Source organism: Ruegeria sp. CDSB113 (assembly GCF_059611045.1).
The window spans coordinates 507201-522757 of sequence record NZ_JBXWOU010000001.1 but is presented as its reverse complement, the minus strand read 5'-3'; the positions used below and the strand labels follow the sequence as shown (position 1 = coordinate 522757).

The window sequence follows — 15557 nt, the reverse complement described above, 5'->3', positions numbered from 1 at the left end:
ACGGCAGAGCAGCGAAACTCAAAGATTCGGGACTTTTGGGCGCAAATTAGCCCTGCCCGTCCAGATACAATAAAAGCAGTCCTGTGGAAAACACAATGGGCAAACTGCGAGAAGAACAATACAAAGCCCCGGGATCACTTCATCTGGCCAGAAATATTCCGGGGGTAATTTGAGCCGCAGGCTCAAGAGGGGGCTGCCCCCCTCTCTTTCTCACAAATAGTCCGAGCGCTGCAGCCCGTATTTCGCCATTTTCTCGTTCAAGGTCCGGCGTGGCAGGCAAAGTTCGTCCATCACAGACGCAATCGATCCCTTGTGCCGCCGCATTGTATTGTCGATCAACATCCGTTCGAACGCCTCAACATACTCCTTAAGCGGTTTGCCTTCGGTCGTCATGACCGGCTGCATTTCTTCGTGATCGGACATCAACAGCGACGCAATCGTCCCCGATCCACGTCGCGATTGTAGAACAGCCCGTTCCGCGATGTTGATCAACTGCCGCACATTTCCCGGCCATGGCGCCTGTAACAGCTGCGCCGCTTCTTGGGCACTCACCTGCGGCGCTTCGCAGCCGTACTCTTCAGAAAACTGCTCGCTCAGACGGGTGAACAGCGTCAGGATGTCCTCGCCACGCTGACGCAATGGCGGCATCGTGATCCGCAGCGCCGCAAGGCGATAGAACAGGTCCGGGCGCAGAACGTCTTCGCTGGTTTTTCCTGCTTCCTGAAGGTTGGAAATCGCAATGATCCGCGTTTCAGCCGGGGTGCCCTGATCATTCATCACGCTCAACAGGCGGGCCTGCAGCGTATCGCTCAGTGCTTCCACGTCTTCCAGCACAAGTGTGCCGCCCCGCGCCTCTTCGATCGCAGGCAACTGCGCATCTTCCGGCATCATTGGGCCAAACAGGCGTTTCGACAGCGCCTCTTCCTCAAGCGCGGCACAGGACACCAGTACAAACTTCTTACCAGCACGGCTGCCGACCGCGTGCAGCGCATGGGCCACAAGTGTCTTGCCAGTGCCGGTCTCACCATCGATCAGTACATGGCCATCGGCCTGCCCCAGATCGAGGATATCTTCACGCAGGCGTTCCATGACCGGGCTGGCCCCGATCAGTTTGTTCATGATCTGGGTTCCGCCCGACAGCTCACGCCGCAGGGCACGGTTGTCCAAGGTCAGGCGACGCGCGTTGCTGGCGCGTTTGGCCAGTTCCGACATGCGATCAGGGTTGAAAGGCTTTTCAAGGAAATCAAACGCCCCGACGCGCATCGCTTCAACTGCCATTGGCACATCGCCATGACCAGTAATCATGATGACCGGCAACGTGCTGTCAGCCCCCATCAGCTTTTTTAGAAGCTGGATGCCGTCCATGCCGGGCATTTTGATATCCGAGATCACGATACCCGGATATTCCGGTCCCAACACTTTCAGCGCGTCCTCTGCGCTGGCAAAGGTTTCCGTGTCATATCCCGACAGTGCCAGCCATTGGCTGATCGACTGGCGCATGTCCTGTTCGTCATCCACAATGGCGATCTTCATGGCCTGTGCCATAGTCATTCCTCGTTATTCCGCGGCCTCTAGGCCGTCGCTTCCCAGTATCGGCAACTGCATCTCGAACACGGCCCCGCCTTGCGGGCTGTTTCGTGCTGTCAGCCGTCCACCATGGTCGTTCACGATCCCGGATGAGATGGCAAGCCCCAGACCGACCCCGTCGCCGGGCTGTTTCGTAGTATAGAACGGTTCGAACAGGTTTTCGATGTTCTCGATTCCATAGCCGTTATCGCGCACTGTGAGCACCGCCGTATCGCCCGCTGCCAGTATGATTTCGACATCCGGTTCGGATACTGATTTGGTGGCGTCCAGCGCATTGCGCAAGAGGTTCACCATCACCTGCTCGATCCGCATCCGGTCGCCCATGACCGACACCGGTTCGTCGGGCAGTATCTGGGTGATCTTGACGTGACGCTGGCGCAGTTGCGGCTCCATCATGGACAGGGACGATGCCAGTGCTTCACTAAGGTTTACTGGGGAAAACGTATCCGCACCCTTCCGCGCATAGGATTTGAGCTGACGGGTAATCGCCCCCATCCTTTCGATCAGACCATCGATCCGACCAAAGCTTGCCAGCGCCTCTTCCGGCCTATTCCGACGCAGCAAAAGACGCGCGCCAGCCAGGTAGGTCTTCATTGCAGCCAGAGGTTGATTTAGCTCGTGACTCACGGCCGCCGACATCTCGCCCAAAGCGGCCAGTTTTGAGCTTTGCGCCAACGTCTGCTCGGCAACTTCCAGTGTTTTTTCAACCCGTTCCCGCTCAGCAATTTCCCGCTTTAGCCTTGAGTTCAATGCGCGAAGCTCTGCCGACTCGCGCTGGAACAACGCCATGCGGAACGTGGCTCGACGGCTAAGCGCGTAGAAGGCCAGTGCCAGAAGAATCGCAAAACCCATGATCTCAAGCGCGATAACACTGTTCACTTTTTCCCGAATCGACTCGTAGGTGGTGAACGAGGTCATTTTCCAACCTCGGAATGGAATGCGCGTCTCCATCCGCATCACTGCTTCGCCCTGCAGGTAGGCGTCTGGCGGCAACGCGGTCCAGTCTGTCGTGGCACGAATTGCACGCTGGATGGCACCTTGCGCAGGCTGGCGAAGCAATGCGGCGCTTTCTTCAAGCCCCCTCCATTGCGGTTCAGTCGATAGGATGATTGTTCCGGTGCTGTCCGTCACCATCACAGCGTCGGAAATACCGGCCCAAGCGCGTTCGAATTTCTGCAGGTCAACTTCGACCACGATAACGCCCAGAACCTCGGCATTGGCCTCCATTCGTCTTGAATAGACAAAGCTGTAGCCGCCCGATTCCTTTTCAATAACCGTGAAGATCGTCGAATTCGCCCGCACCGCATCAATGAAATACGGCGAACTCCGGTGTGGCTCGCCCAAGCGCGCGCGATCAGTGGCCGCAACAGTACGTCCATCACCGTCCAGCAACATCAGCGAGGCCGCGCCGATCTCTTCGACAAACGAAATCAGGCGCTGTGTGGACAGCGAATAGTCACTGGATCGCAGCGCGGAAATCAACGTGGGGTCACGCGCTAAAAGCTGCGGAACAATTGCGTTTCGGCGCAGTTCGCTCAGCAAGTTGCCCGAGTACAGTGCCAGCCGCACTTCGGCCCGGTTTCGCGTGGATTCGGTAAACCGGTCCGTCAGAAGACGGTTGGTTACATAAACCGTGGTAACCGTTGCGATTAAAAGAAAGATAACCGCCAAGCGCAGCCGCCAACCCAATGGCGCACCACGAAACGGTTTTGTCAGAAAGGACCAGCCAGAGCGAACTTCGGAACTCATCCCGGAAAGTTACGCGGGCTGGATCGTAAGCTCAAGTCACGCCGGGGCAAGAACGCCGGATAATGCGCGGAACAATGCCGTTCCGTCCGTTCCGCCATGGCCGTCATCCGCCGCACGTTCAGGGTGTGGCATCATTCCCAGCACCCGGCGGTTTTCAGACAGGATACCGGCAATATCCCCGACCGAGCCGTTCGGATTCTCGGTATAGGTGAACGCGACCTGATCCTGATCCTGCAGTTTGGACAATGTGGCGTCATCCGCAAAATAGTTACCATCATGGTGCGCGATCGGAATACCGATCACATCGCCCGCATTGTACCCTTCGGTGAACGCGCTGTCGCTGGTTTCCACCTTCAGGCCAACCGTGCGGCAGATATATTTCAGACCGGCATTGCGCAGCAAAGCGCCTGGCAGGACGCCGGTTTCTGTCAGGATCTGGAACCCGTTGCAGACACCAACGGCATAACCGCCACGTTTGGTATGATCGACCACGGCCTTGCAGATCGGTGACTGCGCCGCGATAGCGCCACAGCGCAGGTAGTCGCCGTAGGAAAAGCCGCCCGGAACACCGACGATATCCACGCCTTCGGGCAGCGCGGCATCCTTGTGCCAGACCATATCGACCTGAAAACCCGCCTGTTCAAAAGCGACGGCAAGATCCCGGTCACAGTTGGACCCTGGGAATACGATGACAGCTGCGCGCATGGCGGGGCCTCCGGTGATAAGGTTCAGACCAGTTCGACTTCGTAGCGTTCGATGACCGTGTTGGCCAACAGCTTTTCGCACATCTCGGTGATGTCCGCCTCGGTCGCGCCTTCAGCCAGCTCAAGGTCGATCACCTTGCCCTGCCGTACGCCTTCGACCTGATCAAAGCCCATGGCACCCAATGCGTGACGCACCGCCTCACCCTGCGGGTCGAGGACCCCGTTCTTGAGCATCACATGCACACGTGCTTTCATTCTCGCAACTCCAGCTAAGGGCCGATGTTGTCGGCCCGTTCCGTTGCGCGGGGGATAACGTGCTGAAAGGCGTTCGACAACCCTTGTCAGCACGCAGTTTGACGCAGTTGGTTTTCTTCAGCTGCCGCCCGATAGCCCAGGGTAATGTTTGTCGATTGCGTCGAACGTACCGGTCAGAACCATCTCAACGGCGACAGCCACCAGAATGATTGCCATCACCCGCGTTATTACATTGATCATCGTGGGTCCAAAAAACCGCGAGATCGGATCGGCAAACAAAAGCCCCAGCCCAACGATGGCACAAGCGATCAGGACGGCTGACCCAAGCGTCACAATCTCGGCCCCGTCGGAAAGCGTATGGGCAAAGACAATCGTGGTTGCAATCGTACCCGGACCAATTGTTAACGGAATGGCCAGGGGCACCACGGCGATGTTGCTTTTCTTCTTGGCCCCTTCTTCCATCGCCTGCTGATCCCCTTGCGAGCGGTCGGACGCATTCAGCATCGACATGCCGACGCCCAGAATGATCAGGCCACCGGCGATCCGGAAGGACGCAATATCGATCCCAAAAACAGCCAGGATTTCTTCGCCGATCACGACGGAAATCAGGGCAACCACCACAACGGTGCCTGTCACCACTAAGGCCACGCGTTTACGCTCGGCCGGGGAATACCCTTCGGTCATGCTCAGAAAGATCGGTATGCCGTATAGCGGATTAAATATCGCCAGCAGGGCCGCGAGGAATTTAAAAAATACTGCCTGATCAAAAAGTTCGGCCATTGCTTGAGACACCGTTAAGTTATTTAGCTCGACAATGTGAGAAAATTGATCTGTCTGTCAATTTAACCGCACAAAGAAAAAGCGCTGCGGATGTCCCGGCAGCGCTTTTGCTATACTACTGACCCACAGGATGATCAGTTGATCAGCGTAGGCTTAGCGACGTTACTTTTGGGTAAAACGCCCAGCCGGCGTGCGACTTCGGAATAGGCGTCCGTCAGACTGCCCAGATCGCGGCGGAATACGTCTTTGTCCAGTTTTTGACCGGTTTCGATATCCCACAGACGGCAACTGTCGGGGCTGATTTCATCGGCCACGATCAAACGCTGGAAATCCCCGTCATAAACACGGCCAATCTCGATCTTGAAATCGACCAGACGAATGCCGACAGCCAGCATCATGCCGCTCATAAAGTCATTGACGCGCAGCGCGAGGCTCAGGATATCGTCCATGTCCTGTTGGCTGGCCCAGCCAAAGGCAGCGATGTGTTCCTCAGTAACCAGCGGATCACCCAACGCGTCGTCTTTATAGCAATATTCGACAATCGGGCGCGGCAGTTGCGTCCCTTCGGCAATGCCCAAACGTTTTGACATTGTTCCCGCGGCATAGTTGCGAACGATGATTTCAAGCGGAACAATCTCGCAATTGCGCACCAATTGCTCGCGCATGTTCAAGCGACGGATGAAATGGGTCGGAACGCCAATCTGGTTGAGGCCGGTCATGAAGAACTCGCTCAGGCGGTTGTTCAGCACGCCCTTACCGTCAATGACATCTTTCTTCTCCGCATTGAACGCGGTGGCATCATCCTTGAAATACTGCACAATGGTGCCGGGTTCCGGGCCTTCATACAGAATTTTGGCCTTACCTTCGTAAATCTTTTTGCGACGCGCCATGAGCGACCTTTCCAGTCCGGGGCGAGGGAATGAGTCCCTTCGCGTTGGCGCCCTCATAGTCCAAGCCCCCCTTTCCCGCAAGTTCAGCAGACCGAGAGGCTTTGACGCAGCGCAATTCCCTTGCACAGGCGCTCAGCTATAGTCATATCATCAATTAAGAAGATGTAAGCTATGAGGTCCGCAAACAATGACCACTTTTGACGAACGCGAAAACGCTTTTGAAGCAAAATTCGCTCATGACGAAGAAATGCAGTTCAAAGCACAGGCGCGCTGCAACAGATTGCTGGGCCTCTGGGCCGCTGAAAAGATGGGCAAGTCCGGCGAGGACGCCGAAGCCTATGCCAAAACCGTAGTAATCGCCGATTTCGAAGAGGCCGGGCACGAAGATGTCGTGCGCAAGGTCGCCGGTGATTTGGGCTCGCTGTCGTCCGATGAGGAAATCCGCGCAAAAATGGCCGAGCTTTTGCCCCAAGCCAAAGCGCAGGTCCTGAGCGAAACCGAATAAAAAAACACTCGGCTCATGATCTTCATGAGTTTTATGAATTTGATTTGATGCCCCGGTCATGAGACACGGGGCGTCTCTATTTTTAACGGCCCCATTCGGCCATTTGGGAATACCCCCATGACAAATGCGCTCAATAAACTTCTGGAAACAAAAGATGCTTTGCTGGCCGACGGTGCCACGGGCACGAACTTGTTCAATATGGGCCTGCAATCAGGTGACGCGCCCGAGCTGTGGAATGTCGAAGCACCAGACAAAATCCGCGCTTTGTACCAAGGCTCAGTTGACGCAGGCAGCGACCTGTTTCTGACCAACACCTTTGGCGGCACATCCGCGCGCCTGAAACTGCACGACGCCCAGAACCGGGTTGGTGAGTTGAACCGGATCGGTGCCGAACTGGGCCGTGAAGTGGCAGACAAGTCCGGACGCACCGTTGTTGTCGCTGGCTCGGTTGGTCCGACCGGTGAGATCATGGAGCCGATTGGCAGCCTGTCACATGCCGGCGCAGTCGAGATGTTTCACGAACAAGCCGAAGCGCTGAAAGAAGGTGGCGCGGACGTTCTATGGGTCGAAACCATCAGCGCACCCGAAGAATTCAGAGCGGCAGCAGAAGCTTTTGCGCTGGCCGACATGCCCTGGTGTGGCACCATGAGCTTTGACACTGCCGGACGTACCATGATGGGTGTGACCTCTGCTGATCTGGCCCAACTGGTCGAGACCCTGCCCAATCCGCCGATCGCATTTGGGGCCAACTGCGGCACCGGTGCCTCAGACATCCTGCGTACGGTGCTTGGATTTGCGGCGCAGGGAACAGAACGTCCGGTGATTTCCAAAGGCAACGCTGGCATTCCAAAATATGTCGATGGCCACATCCACTATGACGGCACACCTGAATTGATGGGGCAGTACGCTGCGATGGCACGGGATGCGGGTGCCACGATCATCGGCGGGTGCTGTGGCACCATGCCAGATCACCTGCGCAAAATGCGCGAGGCACTGGATACAACCAGCCGCGGTACGCGCCCGACGCTGGATCAGATCACGGATGCTTTAGGCCCGTTCTCATCAGCTTCGGACGGTACCGGAGACGATGCGGCAGTGCCTGAACGGCGCAATCGCCGCCGCCGCCGCGCTTAAATCTTTCAGCGCCCCTCGAATTTCGGGGGGCGTTTTTCCATGAAGGCCACTACCCCTTCGGCAAAGTCGCGCGACCGGCCGCAATCACCCTGCAAATGCGCCTCCATCTCCAGTTGCTGCGGCAGAGTGTTGTCGTAAGTTCCGCGGATTGCCTGTTTGATCGCGCCAAACGCGGTAGTCGGTCCGTTGGCCAGATAGGCAGCCCGCTTGCGCCAATGCGCGTCGAAATCGTCGTCAGCGACCGCTTCCCAGATCATGCCCCATTCGTCTGCCTGTTTAGCGCTGATCTTGTCTGCAAACAGCGCCGCGCCCATGGCCTTGGCGAACCCCATCTGGCGTGGCAGGAACCATGTGCCGCCCGCATCCGGCATCAAGCCGATACGGGAAAACGCCTGCAGGAAATACGCGCTTTCAGTCGCAATCACCACATCGGCGCTGAGCGCAATGTTCGCCCCGGCCCCGGCTGCTGGTCCATTGACGGCTGCGATAGTTGGGACCGGACAGTTGTAGATGGATTCCAGCATGGGATCATATTCGTCGCGCAGTGTGCGTTCCAGATCAATCCGGCCAGTGCTGGAAGAATCGCCCAGATCCTGACCTGAGCAGAAGGCGCCCCCAGCCCCTGTCAGCACGATTGCCCGCGCATGCCGGGCCGCATGTGTCATCGCATGGGTGACCTCGGCCCGCATCTGTGCGGTCAGCGCGTTCATCTTGTCGGGCCGGTTCAGGGTTACCACTGCCAGATTGTCAGTGATTTCCAGCAGTATAGCCTCATAGTCCATGTAGTCCTCTCCCCATGCTCACGGCATTGGGGAACCCTGACTCAATTCAAGACGAAGGGAAAGAAATACGGTGGGTCAGTCGTCAAGAATCTGGCGCAGGCGTTCTTTCTCAGCTTCGCTGAGGCTGTCCTTGACTTCCGTGCCCACCGCCTGCGATCGGTTGCGTAAAAAACTCCAGCCTATCACGGCGGCGATCAACAGCATGATCGGACCGGCCAGCCAAAGCACCAGGTTCGCCCCCGTAACCGTCGGCTTCAACAGAACGTATTCACCGTAACGATCCACGATAAAATCGACGGCTTCTTCATCCGTATCGCCCGCGACCAGCCGTTCGCGCAGCAACAAACGTAGGTCGCGGGCAAGTTCGGCATTGCTTTCGTCGATGCTTTCGTTGCGGCAGACAAGGCAGCGCAGGCCGGTGCTCAGGTCACGCGCGCGTTGCTCCAGGACCGGGTCCTCCAATACCTCGTCTGGCTGCACCGCAAACAAGGGCGATGCGATCAGGGCGAAAATCAGGATCAGACGCTTCATTCCGCCGGTACTCCACCCGAGGGTGCTTTGCGCGCACCCGCTGCCACCCGGAACCTGCGGTCAGTCAAGCTCAGAAGCCCGCCCAATGCCATCAGGATACATCCGCCCCAGATCCAGTTGGCCAGAGGTTTGATGTAAGTCCGCATGACCCAGCCACCATCGGCTTGCTGGTCCCCTATCACGACATAGAGGTCACCCCAAAAGCGATAGTCGATTGCCGCCTCGGTAGTAGGCATCCGGGCAACGGGGTAATTGCGTTTCTCGGGATGCAGCGTGCCCATAGACCGCCCGTTCTTTTCAACCTGAACATCCGCAGTGGTTGAGAAATAGTTCGGTCCCTTAACTTCGCGGACGTTTTCAAGTGTCAGTGTGAACTGCCCTACTTCAAACGGCTGACCGGGCTGCGCAACGCGGATATCTTCAACTTCCCACGCGGTCAGACCGGCAATGGCAAAGATAGTCACGCCAAGCCCGGTATGAGCCACCGCTTTACCCCAGTCCGCGCCCGGCAAGCGGACCAGACGTTGGATGCTGCCCTTGCGACCGGTGCGGCTCCACAAGTCAACGGCCGCACCTAAGGTGATCCAGGCCCCCAGAAACAGACCGATTGGCCCAAGGGCGCTGCGTCCGGTCTGCATAACCCAAACCAACAGGGCCAATGCGACCGACAAGATGAACACATAGCGCAGAGAATAGGCCGTCTTTCCCAATTTGCCCCGCTTCCATGGCAACATGGACCCTATTGGCAATGCGATACCCAAGGCGACCATAAAGGGAGTAAAGGCCGCATTGAAGAATGGCGCCCCGACCGAGAGCTTACGGTCAAACGCCATCTCAGCCACCATCGGCCACATCGTTCCGAAGAATACTACGAAACAGCTGACTGCCAGCAGGATGTTATTTAGAATCAACGCGCTTTCGCGGCTAACGACGCTGAACACACCCTTGGCCTCCATCGCTTGCGCACGGGCCGCGAACAGGGTCAGCGCGCCACCGATGAAGAGCACCAGAATGATCAGGATAAAGACGCCGCGTTCCGGGTCATTTGCAAAGGCATGCACAGAAGTCAGCAAGCCCGACCGCACGATAAATGTCCCGATCAGCGAAAAGCCAAACGCGATGATGGCCAACAGGATGGTCCAGCTTTTCAACGCTTCGCGTTTTTCCACGACGATGGCGGAATGCAACAGGGCAGCGGCCAAAAGCCATGGCATGAACGAGGCGTTTTCCACCGGGTCCCAGAACCAGAAACCACCCCAACCCAGCTCGTAATAGGCCCACCATGATCCCAGAGCGATGCCAATGGTCAGGAATATCCACGCAGCGAGTGTCCACGGACGCACCCAGCGGCCCCATGCGGCATCAACGCGCCCTTCGATAAGGGCCGCCACAGCAAAACTGAATGCCATGCTAAGCCCCACATAACCCAGATACAGGAACGGCGGATGGAAGGCCAAGCCGGGATCCTGCAACAACGGGTTCAGGTCTCGACCATCAAACGGGGCGACGATCAGCCGATCAAAAGGGTTCGAGGTGAACAGGATGAACGCAAAAAACGCCACCGCAATCATCGATTGAACCGACAGAACCCGCGCTTTCAATGTCGGTGGCAAGCCACCCCCAAAAAAAGCAGCCATTGCTCCGAACAATGACACGATAAGAACCCACAACAGCATCGAGCCCTCGTGGTTTCCCCATGTCCCGCTGATCTTGTACAGCATTGGCTTGGCCGAATGGCTGTTCTCGACGACCACACGCAGGGAAAAATCCGAAGTTACAAACGCCCAGACCAAGGCACCGAACGAGAAGGAAACCAGCAAGAATTGGACGATTGCGGCGGGTTCCGCGACCCCCATCCAGCCGACCCAGCGTTTGGCTGCGCCGATCAAGGGAACGATCGACTGCACGATTGCGACGAGGAAAGCGAGGATCAGGGCGAAATGGCCAAGTTCTGTAATCATGCCCCGGATATAATCCTGTTGCGTGACAAGCACCAATCACTTTCGCCCCCTTGCCGCGAACATAGTGTCGCGGGTCAGCCGGTCCTTTTACGCCGCCATGACTCTAACGCTGGGTTTTCGTCGGGTTCTATTATGTCTGCTGTCAGTGCCGCGTCTGGTCCGGGCTTGGCCACACCCACGCCGTCGCTACGCATCGCCGCCAGCGCCCTTAGGTTCTCAAGCACCTGCGGAGTGCGCATCATTGTGGCCGAAATTTCGCGTTGCAATTCTTGCACTTTTGCCTGATGGCGCGCGCCAAAATAGAAGGATACGATCACCCCCAGCAACCACCACAATGGCTCGGGTACCAAGGCGACCCCCTGCATACGCGCCGAAAACCAGATCGGATCGACCATGGCCGCCACGAAAAGACCAAGCGTTCCCAGCGCCATCGCGGGCCTCGGCAGGCGGTTAAGACCGTCGATAAACCGATCAAACGGAGCTTTTCCAGCGCTCTGAAATTCTGCCCCAAATTGACCGACGGCCTGCTGTCGGACTTGCAAACCCCTCTGGGCGCCGTTTTCTGCATTTTCCCGAAAGACCTCGGCGGTTTCGCGTATGATGTTGCGCTCGTTTCCAAACAGAAAACCCAAAATGCCCGAGATCAATCCCATCGTGAAACCCTCTTTTGAAACTCTGCATCCGTTAGGTGGTAGGGCGGCGAAACAAACTCTTCCGCCCGTCGGATCCAACCTCCTTTACCGCCCGCCCTGCTACGCGCGTATTTTCGGGACGCGGGCCTCCGATCCGCAAGACGGAAATAATAGTTGCGGCGCGCGACCCCATAGGCATCTGCGAACGTTACCGGGTCGGACTTGGCCGCGCTTTGGCATGCCCGAGCTGTCTGTGGACCGACAACACCGTCAACGGCTACGTCGAATCCCATTTCGCGCAACAATCGCTGCAGAATGCGGACTGCCTGCGAACCTGCATTGACGTACATGTCAAACACCGAGGGTTGGACCATCTCGGGCAACAGTCTCAAGCGCGGAAGCTCAAAATAATGCCGGACGAAAATGTCGATGGCCTGTTCTTTGCTGAGCCTTCGCACATCCGTTTGGTTCACCACTCCATCACCAGACAAATCCAGACCCAGACGCCGCATGGTATGAACGGTCACACCATAGTTTGTTGCGCCGCCCGGATCATCCGGGTCATCTACGAAACCGCCCTCTCGCCCGACGATCTCAGTCGCAATTTTCCGAACCGTTTGCATCGCACCCTCCGCCTGTGATTGCGCAAAGGCTCGGGCAAATTAGTTAACCCGTGGCAATGAAAAAGGGCGCTGTGTGCCATGTGCACGCAACGCCCCCCTGTTTGAAGTTAGGTATCGGTCCCGGATCAGCCTCCGTCGACCTCTTTGTAGACGCCCTGTTCTTTCAGGGCATCGACGACCTCTTTCGGCATATAGGTTTCATCGTGTTTCGCAAGAATTTCAGTGGCTTCGAAAACACCGTTTACGTAAGATCCGGTGCCGATCATTCCCTGATTTTCTGTGAACAGGTCCGGCAGAACGCCGGTAAAGGCTACGGGAACACTATCGCCACCATCGGTCACTACGAAGCGTACCGTCTTGCCCTGCCCCCGCACGATCGAGCCTTCTTCGACCAGCCCGCCAATCCGAAACACTTCGGTCGGCTTGGGGGGCTCGGCGATCACCTGGCTGGGTGAACGGAAGAAATTGATGCCGTCCCGCATGGCATACCCAATCAACGCCGTCGACAGCGCCAAAGCGACAGCTGCCAGCACAATAACCTGAATTCGACGACGTTTCTTGAGCGTTTTCATACCGTCCTCACGGGAACAAGGGGGCCATCATCAGGCCCCGGGTTTCATCCTCACCTAACATCAGGTTGGCGTTCTGCAAGGCTTGGCCGCTGCTACCTTTTGTCAGGTTATCCAACGCGCCAATCACGATGGCACGGCGTTCGATCCGGTCGGCGACCACGCCGATATGGCAGAAGTTCGATCCCCGCACGTGGTGGGTCGAGGGTGCCTCGCCAAAGGGCAGCATCTGGATAAAGGGTTCGTCTACGTAAGCCTTTGCCAGCGCCTCATATACGCTGCTCGGATCACCCTTGACATAAGTCGTTGCCAGAATACCCCGGTTGGCCGGGATCAGGTGTGGCGTGAATTGCACATGCACGGTCCGCCCGGCCAGAGCCGAGAATTCCTGATCAAACTCACCCAGATGTCGATGCGTGCCGCCAACCGCATAGGCGTTGTAACCTTCGCTAAGCTCTGCATGCAGCAGGTTTTCCTTCAGCGACCGCCCTGCCCCGGACACAGCGCATTTCAGATCCAACACAATATCGTCCAGATCAATGACGCCGGCCGAAATCAGCGGGCGCAGCACATACTGACCAGTCGCCGCATTGCAGCCGGTTCCGGCCACAAGGCGCGCATTGCGGATCTCATCCCGATAGAACTCGGTCAGGCCATAGACAGCCTCTTCCTGCTGCTCCATTGCCACATGCGGGTTTCCGTACCACTTCTCGTACTCTTCTGGGTCGCGCAGCCTGAAATCCGCAGACAGATCGACGATCTTCAGGGTCTTGGGCAAGTCCCGAATGACCTCTTGGCTGGTTTTATGCGGCAGCGCGCAAAAACACAGGTCGACTCGCGAAAAGTCGATCTCGGAGATTTTGCACAGATCCGGCAAGTCCATGTGCCGCAGATGCGGAAAGACCTGCGCCATCGACTGACCAGCCTTACGCTCGGCTGCCAGCGCGACGATGTCCATATTCGGGTGCTCGGCGATCAGCCGCACCAGTTCAGCGCCGGTATAACCAGATGCGCCCAAAATTGCGATTCTATGGGTCATGTGAGACCTCTTGTTTCAGTGTGTCACAGGATACGATCGCCGGTGTGACGGTCGTTGAACTACGGGATCAAACAGGCTGCGTCCTTGACCTAAGTCAGGCAGCCTCGAAGGTGATTTGTCGTCGGAGGAATTGCGTCGCCCTGTCACTGACAAACGCGGGCTTGCCGGTGGTCAAAAATCCACCCTCGCCGTTACCTTGCATTTTTGGGTGTCGTTGCAGGTAATCCGCAAGGCTTTCGGCCACAAGATCACCCTGACTGTACACCTGCACATCCGAACCTAGGGCCCGCTGGAAGGTTTCCGCCATCAGTGGGTAATGGGTGCAACCCAGAATCGCCGCTTGCGGTTCCGGCATTTTGCGTTTCAGCGCGTCCACATGGGACCGCACCAGCGCCTCGGCCAGAATCAAGTCACCGTCTTCAATCGCGTCGACCACACCACCGCAGGCCTGAGCCTCGACATCTACACCGATGGCCCGAAACGCCAATTCCCGTTGAAAGGCGCGACTGGACACTGTGGCGGGCGTTGCGAACAAGGCCACGTGTTTGACCGCGACTTCCCGCGGCGGGCTGTTGTCACCCCACTGCCGTTCCGTCAACGCCTCGATCAGCGGCACAAACACGCCAAGCACGCGTTTGCCCTCGGGCACACCTTCTTCCTGCATCCGGCGCAATGCAGCCGCACTGGCAGTATTGCAGGCTAGAATCACAAGATCACAGCCCCGGTTCCACAGATCGTTTACAGCCTTACGTGTCAGGCCATAGATGTTTTCGGCGTCCCGCACCCCATAGGGCGCGTGCGCGCTGTCCGCGAAATACAGAAAATCCACGTCCGGCAGACGTTTCTGCGCGGCGTTCAAGACGGTCAGACCGCCCAACCCGGAATCAAAGATGCCTACTGCCATTTGCCCCTTTAGGCGCGATGCCGTTCCTCAAATTCATAGCCGTAGTCATAGGACTTCAGCGGCTTTGGGGACAGCTCATACGTGGCTTTGCGCAAGAAATCCATCATCTTGCGTTTGTCGGTGGCTAACGGGTCCAAAACGTCGCGGGAAATCGGCTCTCCGATGACCACTTTAACCGGTGTATCGACGCGTTTCTTGAACTCTTTGATCAGCAATCCCATGCGCAAAGTGTTGTGCAGATGGCTGGCAACCTGGAACAGGCGCGAGGTGTGACCGTCAAAGAAAACTGGCACGACAGTCGCGTTAGATTTGGCCACCATTCTCGCGGTAAACCCGCGCCAGCCCGGATCCATCGGATGAGAGAACGGTTTTAGGCCAGTGCTGACCGTGCCACCCGGAAAAATCCCTATGGCACCGCCATCACCGAGGTAGTCCAGCGCGGTTTTGCGCGTTTCAATATTCTGCTTCATCGCCTCTTTCGTTTCTTCAAACGATATCGGCAAGACAATGTTGTCCAAGTCTTCAGCCTTGCGAAACACATGGTTTGCCAGAATGCGAAAATCGCCGCGCGTTTCGGACAAAATGTGACCCATCATCATTCCGTCCAAAATGCCATAGGGATGATTGGCAATCAGGATTAGCGGCCCGGTTCGGGGGATGTTCGACAACGATCCGCCAACCACATCCAGCGTAAGCCCATACCGCTCGACCATGACCGACCAGAAATCGCGCCCCTCGGCCACCTCCTTTTCATAGCCATCGGCACGCTTGATCAGACGCATGCGACCCGTTGTGTTCTCCATCAACTTGATGACCATACGTCCGCTTTTGGTTTCAGCGGAATAGGCATAAGAGATGTCACGAGCAACGTGGCGGCGCGAGGGCATTTCAGACTCCGGTACTTGGCATCCG

Annotated in this window: 17 protein-coding genes; 2 read left to right on the top strand and 15 right to left on the bottom strand. The window is 57.1% G+C overall.

The window, feature by feature from the left end; all coding sequences use genetic code 11:
* Positions 1-210: 210 nt before the first annotated feature.
* The 6 genes from AC2FIS_RS02590 to purC all read right to left on the bottom strand — a co-directional run bounded on the left by AC2FIS_RS02590 (position 211) and on the right by purC (position 5965).
* On the bottom strand, positions 211-1545 hold the full coding sequence (locus tag AC2FIS_RS02590) for a sigma-54-dependent transcriptional regulator (protein ID WP_108858689.1): 1335 nt from the start codon (positions 1543-1545) through the stop codon (positions 211-213).
* A 12-nt stretch (positions 1546-1557) separates the two neighbouring features.
* On the bottom strand, positions 1558-3336 hold the full coding sequence (locus AC2FIS_RS02585; RefSeq protein ID WP_496771854.1) for a sensor histidine kinase: 1779 nt from the start codon (positions 3334-3336) through the stop codon (positions 1558-1560).
* Positions 3337-3372: 36 nt separating this feature from the next.
* The gene (gene purQ / locus AC2FIS_RS02580; protein ID WP_496771853.1) at positions 3373-4041 is read right to left on the bottom strand and encodes a phosphoribosylformylglycinamidine synthase subunit PurQ; all 669 of its coding nucleotides are present in this window, start codon (positions 4039-4041) and stop codon (positions 3373-3375) included.
* Positions 4042-4064: 23 nt separating this feature from the next.
* On the bottom strand, positions 4065-4295 hold the full coding sequence (gene purS, locus AC2FIS_RS02575; protein ID WP_058271544.1) for a phosphoribosylformylglycinamidine synthase subunit PurS: 231 nt from the start codon (positions 4293-4295) through the stop codon (positions 4065-4067).
* 117 nt (positions 4296-4412) lie between these two features.
* A complete protein-coding gene (locus tag AC2FIS_RS02570; protein WP_496720326.1) occupies positions 4413-5075 on the bottom strand; it encodes a MarC family protein in 663 nt (220 codons plus the stop codon).
* Between the two features lie 134 nt (positions 5076-5209).
* On the bottom strand, positions 5210-5965 hold the full coding sequence (purC, locus tag AC2FIS_RS02565) for a phosphoribosylaminoimidazolesuccinocarboxamide synthase (protein ID WP_058271542.1): 756 nt from the start codon (positions 5963-5965) through the stop codon (positions 5210-5212).
* A 187-nt stretch (positions 5966-6152) separates the two neighbouring features.
* Here purC and AC2FIS_RS02560 point away from each other — a divergent pair, with 187 nt between their 5' ends.
* Positions 6153-6470: a DUF1476 domain-containing protein gene (locus tag AC2FIS_RS02560; protein WP_496720324.1), complete on the top strand. Its 318-nt coding sequence runs from the start codon at positions 6153-6155 to the stop codon at positions 6468-6470.
* A gap of 117 nt (positions 6471-6587) precedes the next feature.
* Positions 6588-7604, top strand: coding sequence for a betaine--homocysteine S-methyltransferase (gene bmt / locus AC2FIS_RS02555; protein WP_496771852.1), 1017 nt, complete (start codon positions 6588-6590; stop codon positions 7602-7604).
* 5 nt (positions 7605-7609) lie between these two features.
* Here bmt and AC2FIS_RS02550 read toward each other — a convergent pair whose 3' ends face one another.
* From AC2FIS_RS02550 to AC2FIS_RS02510, 9 genes are all read right to left on the bottom strand, one after another.
* Positions 7610-8386: an enoyl-CoA hydratase-related protein gene (locus AC2FIS_RS02550; protein ID WP_496771851.1), complete on the bottom strand. Its 777-nt coding sequence runs from the start codon at positions 8384-8386 to the stop codon at positions 7610-7612.
* A 75-nt stretch (positions 8387-8461) separates the two neighbouring features.
* Positions 8462-8917: a cytochrome c-type biogenesis protein gene (locus tag AC2FIS_RS02545; RefSeq protein ID WP_496771850.1), complete on the bottom strand. Its 456-nt coding sequence runs from the start codon at positions 8915-8917 to the stop codon at positions 8462-8464.
* Positions 8914-10878 carry a heme lyase CcmF/NrfE family subunit gene (locus AC2FIS_RS02540; protein ID WP_496771849.1) on the bottom strand — a complete coding sequence of 655 codons (1965 nt, stop codon included), beginning with the start codon at positions 10876-10878 and terminating at the stop codon, positions 8914-8916. Before AC2FIS_RS02540 ends, AC2FIS_RS02545 begins: the two co-directional genes overlap by 4 nt.
* A gap of 74 nt (positions 10879-10952) precedes the next feature.
* Positions 10953-11531, bottom strand: a complete 579-nt coding sequence (locus AC2FIS_RS02535; RefSeq protein ID WP_496771848.1) for a holin family protein — start codon at positions 11529-11531, stop codon at positions 10953-10955.
* Complete coding sequence (locus AC2FIS_RS02530) at positions 11522-12133, bottom strand: holin-associated N-acetylmuramidase (RefSeq protein WP_496771847.1); 612 nt, start codon at positions 12131-12133, stop codon at positions 11522-11524. The genes AC2FIS_RS02535 and AC2FIS_RS02530 overlap by 10 nt, the downstream gene beginning before the upstream one ends.
* 125 nt (positions 12134-12258) lie before the next feature.
* Positions 12259-12705, bottom strand: coding sequence for a cytochrome c maturation protein CcmE (gene ccmE, locus AC2FIS_RS02525; RefSeq protein WP_108858699.1), 447 nt, complete (start codon positions 12703-12705; stop codon positions 12259-12261).
* A gap of 7 nt (positions 12706-12712) precedes the next feature.
* Positions 12713-13741 carry an N-acetyl-gamma-glutamyl-phosphate reductase gene (gene argC, locus AC2FIS_RS02520; RefSeq protein ID WP_496771846.1) on the bottom strand — a complete coding sequence of 343 codons (1029 nt, stop codon included), beginning with the start codon at positions 13739-13741 and terminating at the stop codon, positions 12713-12715.
* A 94-nt stretch (positions 13742-13835) separates the two neighbouring features.
* Complete coding sequence (gene murI, locus AC2FIS_RS02515; protein ID WP_496771845.1) at positions 13836-14645, bottom strand: glutamate racemase; 810 nt, start codon at positions 14643-14645, stop codon at positions 13836-13838.
* Positions 14646-14653: 8 nt separating this feature from the next.
* On the bottom strand, positions 14654-15532 hold the full coding sequence (locus tag AC2FIS_RS02510; RefSeq protein ID WP_496720306.1) for a lysophospholipid acyltransferase family protein: 879 nt from the start codon (positions 15530-15532) through the stop codon (positions 14654-14656).
* Positions 15533-15557 lie beyond the last annotated feature (25 nt).

Bases quoted from the DNA above. Each gene is read 5' to 3' on its own strand.
- AC2FIS_RS02530 (WP_496771847.1), bottom strand. From the start codon at position 12,133: ATGCAAACGGTTCGGAAAATTGCGACTGAGATCGTCGGGCGAGAGGGC.
- purQ (WP_496771853.1), bottom strand. From the start codon at position 4,041: ATGCGCGCAGCTGTCATCGTATTCCCAGGGTCCAACTGTGACCGGGAT.
- murI (WP_496771845.1), bottom strand. From the start codon at position 14,645: ATGGCAGTAGGCATCTTTGATTCCGGGTTGGGCGGTCTGACCGTCTTG.
- AC2FIS_RS02570 (WP_496720326.1), bottom strand. From the start codon at position 5,075: ATGGCCGAACTTTTTGATCAGGCAGTATTTTTTAAATTCCTCGCGGCC.
- AC2FIS_RS02550 (WP_496771851.1), bottom strand. From the start codon at position 8,386: ATGGACTATGAGGCTATACTGCTGGAAATCACTGACAATCTGGCAGTG.
- purC (WP_058271542.1), bottom strand. From the start codon at position 5,965: ATGGCGCGTCGCAAAAAGATTTACGAAGGTAAGGCCAAAATTCTGTAT.
- purS (WP_058271544.1), bottom strand. From the start codon at position 4,295: ATGAAAGCACGTGTGCATGTGATGCTCAAGAACGGGGTCCTCGACCCG.
- AC2FIS_RS02590 (WP_108858689.1), bottom strand. From the start codon at position 1,545: ATGGCACAGGCCATGAAGATCGCCATTGTGGATGACGAACAGGACATG.
- AC2FIS_RS02545 (WP_496771850.1), bottom strand. From the start codon at position 8,917: ATGAAGCGTCTGATCCTGATTTTCGCCCTGATCGCATCGCCCTTGTTT.
- AC2FIS_RS02585 (WP_496771854.1), bottom strand. From the start codon at position 3,336: ATGAGTTCCGAAGTTCGCTCTGGCTGGTCCTTTCTGACAAAACCGTTT.
- bmt (WP_496771852.1), top strand. From the start codon at position 6,588: ATGACAAATGCGCTCAATAAACTTCTGGAAACAAAAGATGCTTTGCTG.
- AC2FIS_RS02540 (WP_496771849.1), bottom strand. From the start codon at position 10,878: ATGATTACAGAACTTGGCCATTTCGCCCTGATCCTCGCTTTCCTCGTC.
- AC2FIS_RS02535 (WP_496771848.1), bottom strand. From the start codon at position 11,531: ATGGGATTGATCTCGGGCATTTTGGGTTTTCTGTTTGGAAACGAGCGC.
- argC (WP_496771846.1), bottom strand. From the start codon at position 13,741: ATGACCCATAGAATCGCAATTTTGGGCGCATCTGGTTATACCGGCGCT.
- ccmE (WP_108858699.1), bottom strand. From the start codon at position 12,705: ATGAAAACGCTCAAGAAACGTCGTCGAATTCAGGTTATTGTGCTGGCA.
- AC2FIS_RS02510 (WP_496720306.1), bottom strand. From the start codon at position 15,532: ATGCCCTCGCGCCGCCACGTTGCTCGTGACATCTCTTATGCCTATTCC.
- AC2FIS_RS02560 (WP_496720324.1), top strand. From the start codon at position 6,153: ATGACCACTTTTGACGAACGCGAAAACGCTTTTGAAGCAAAATTCGCT.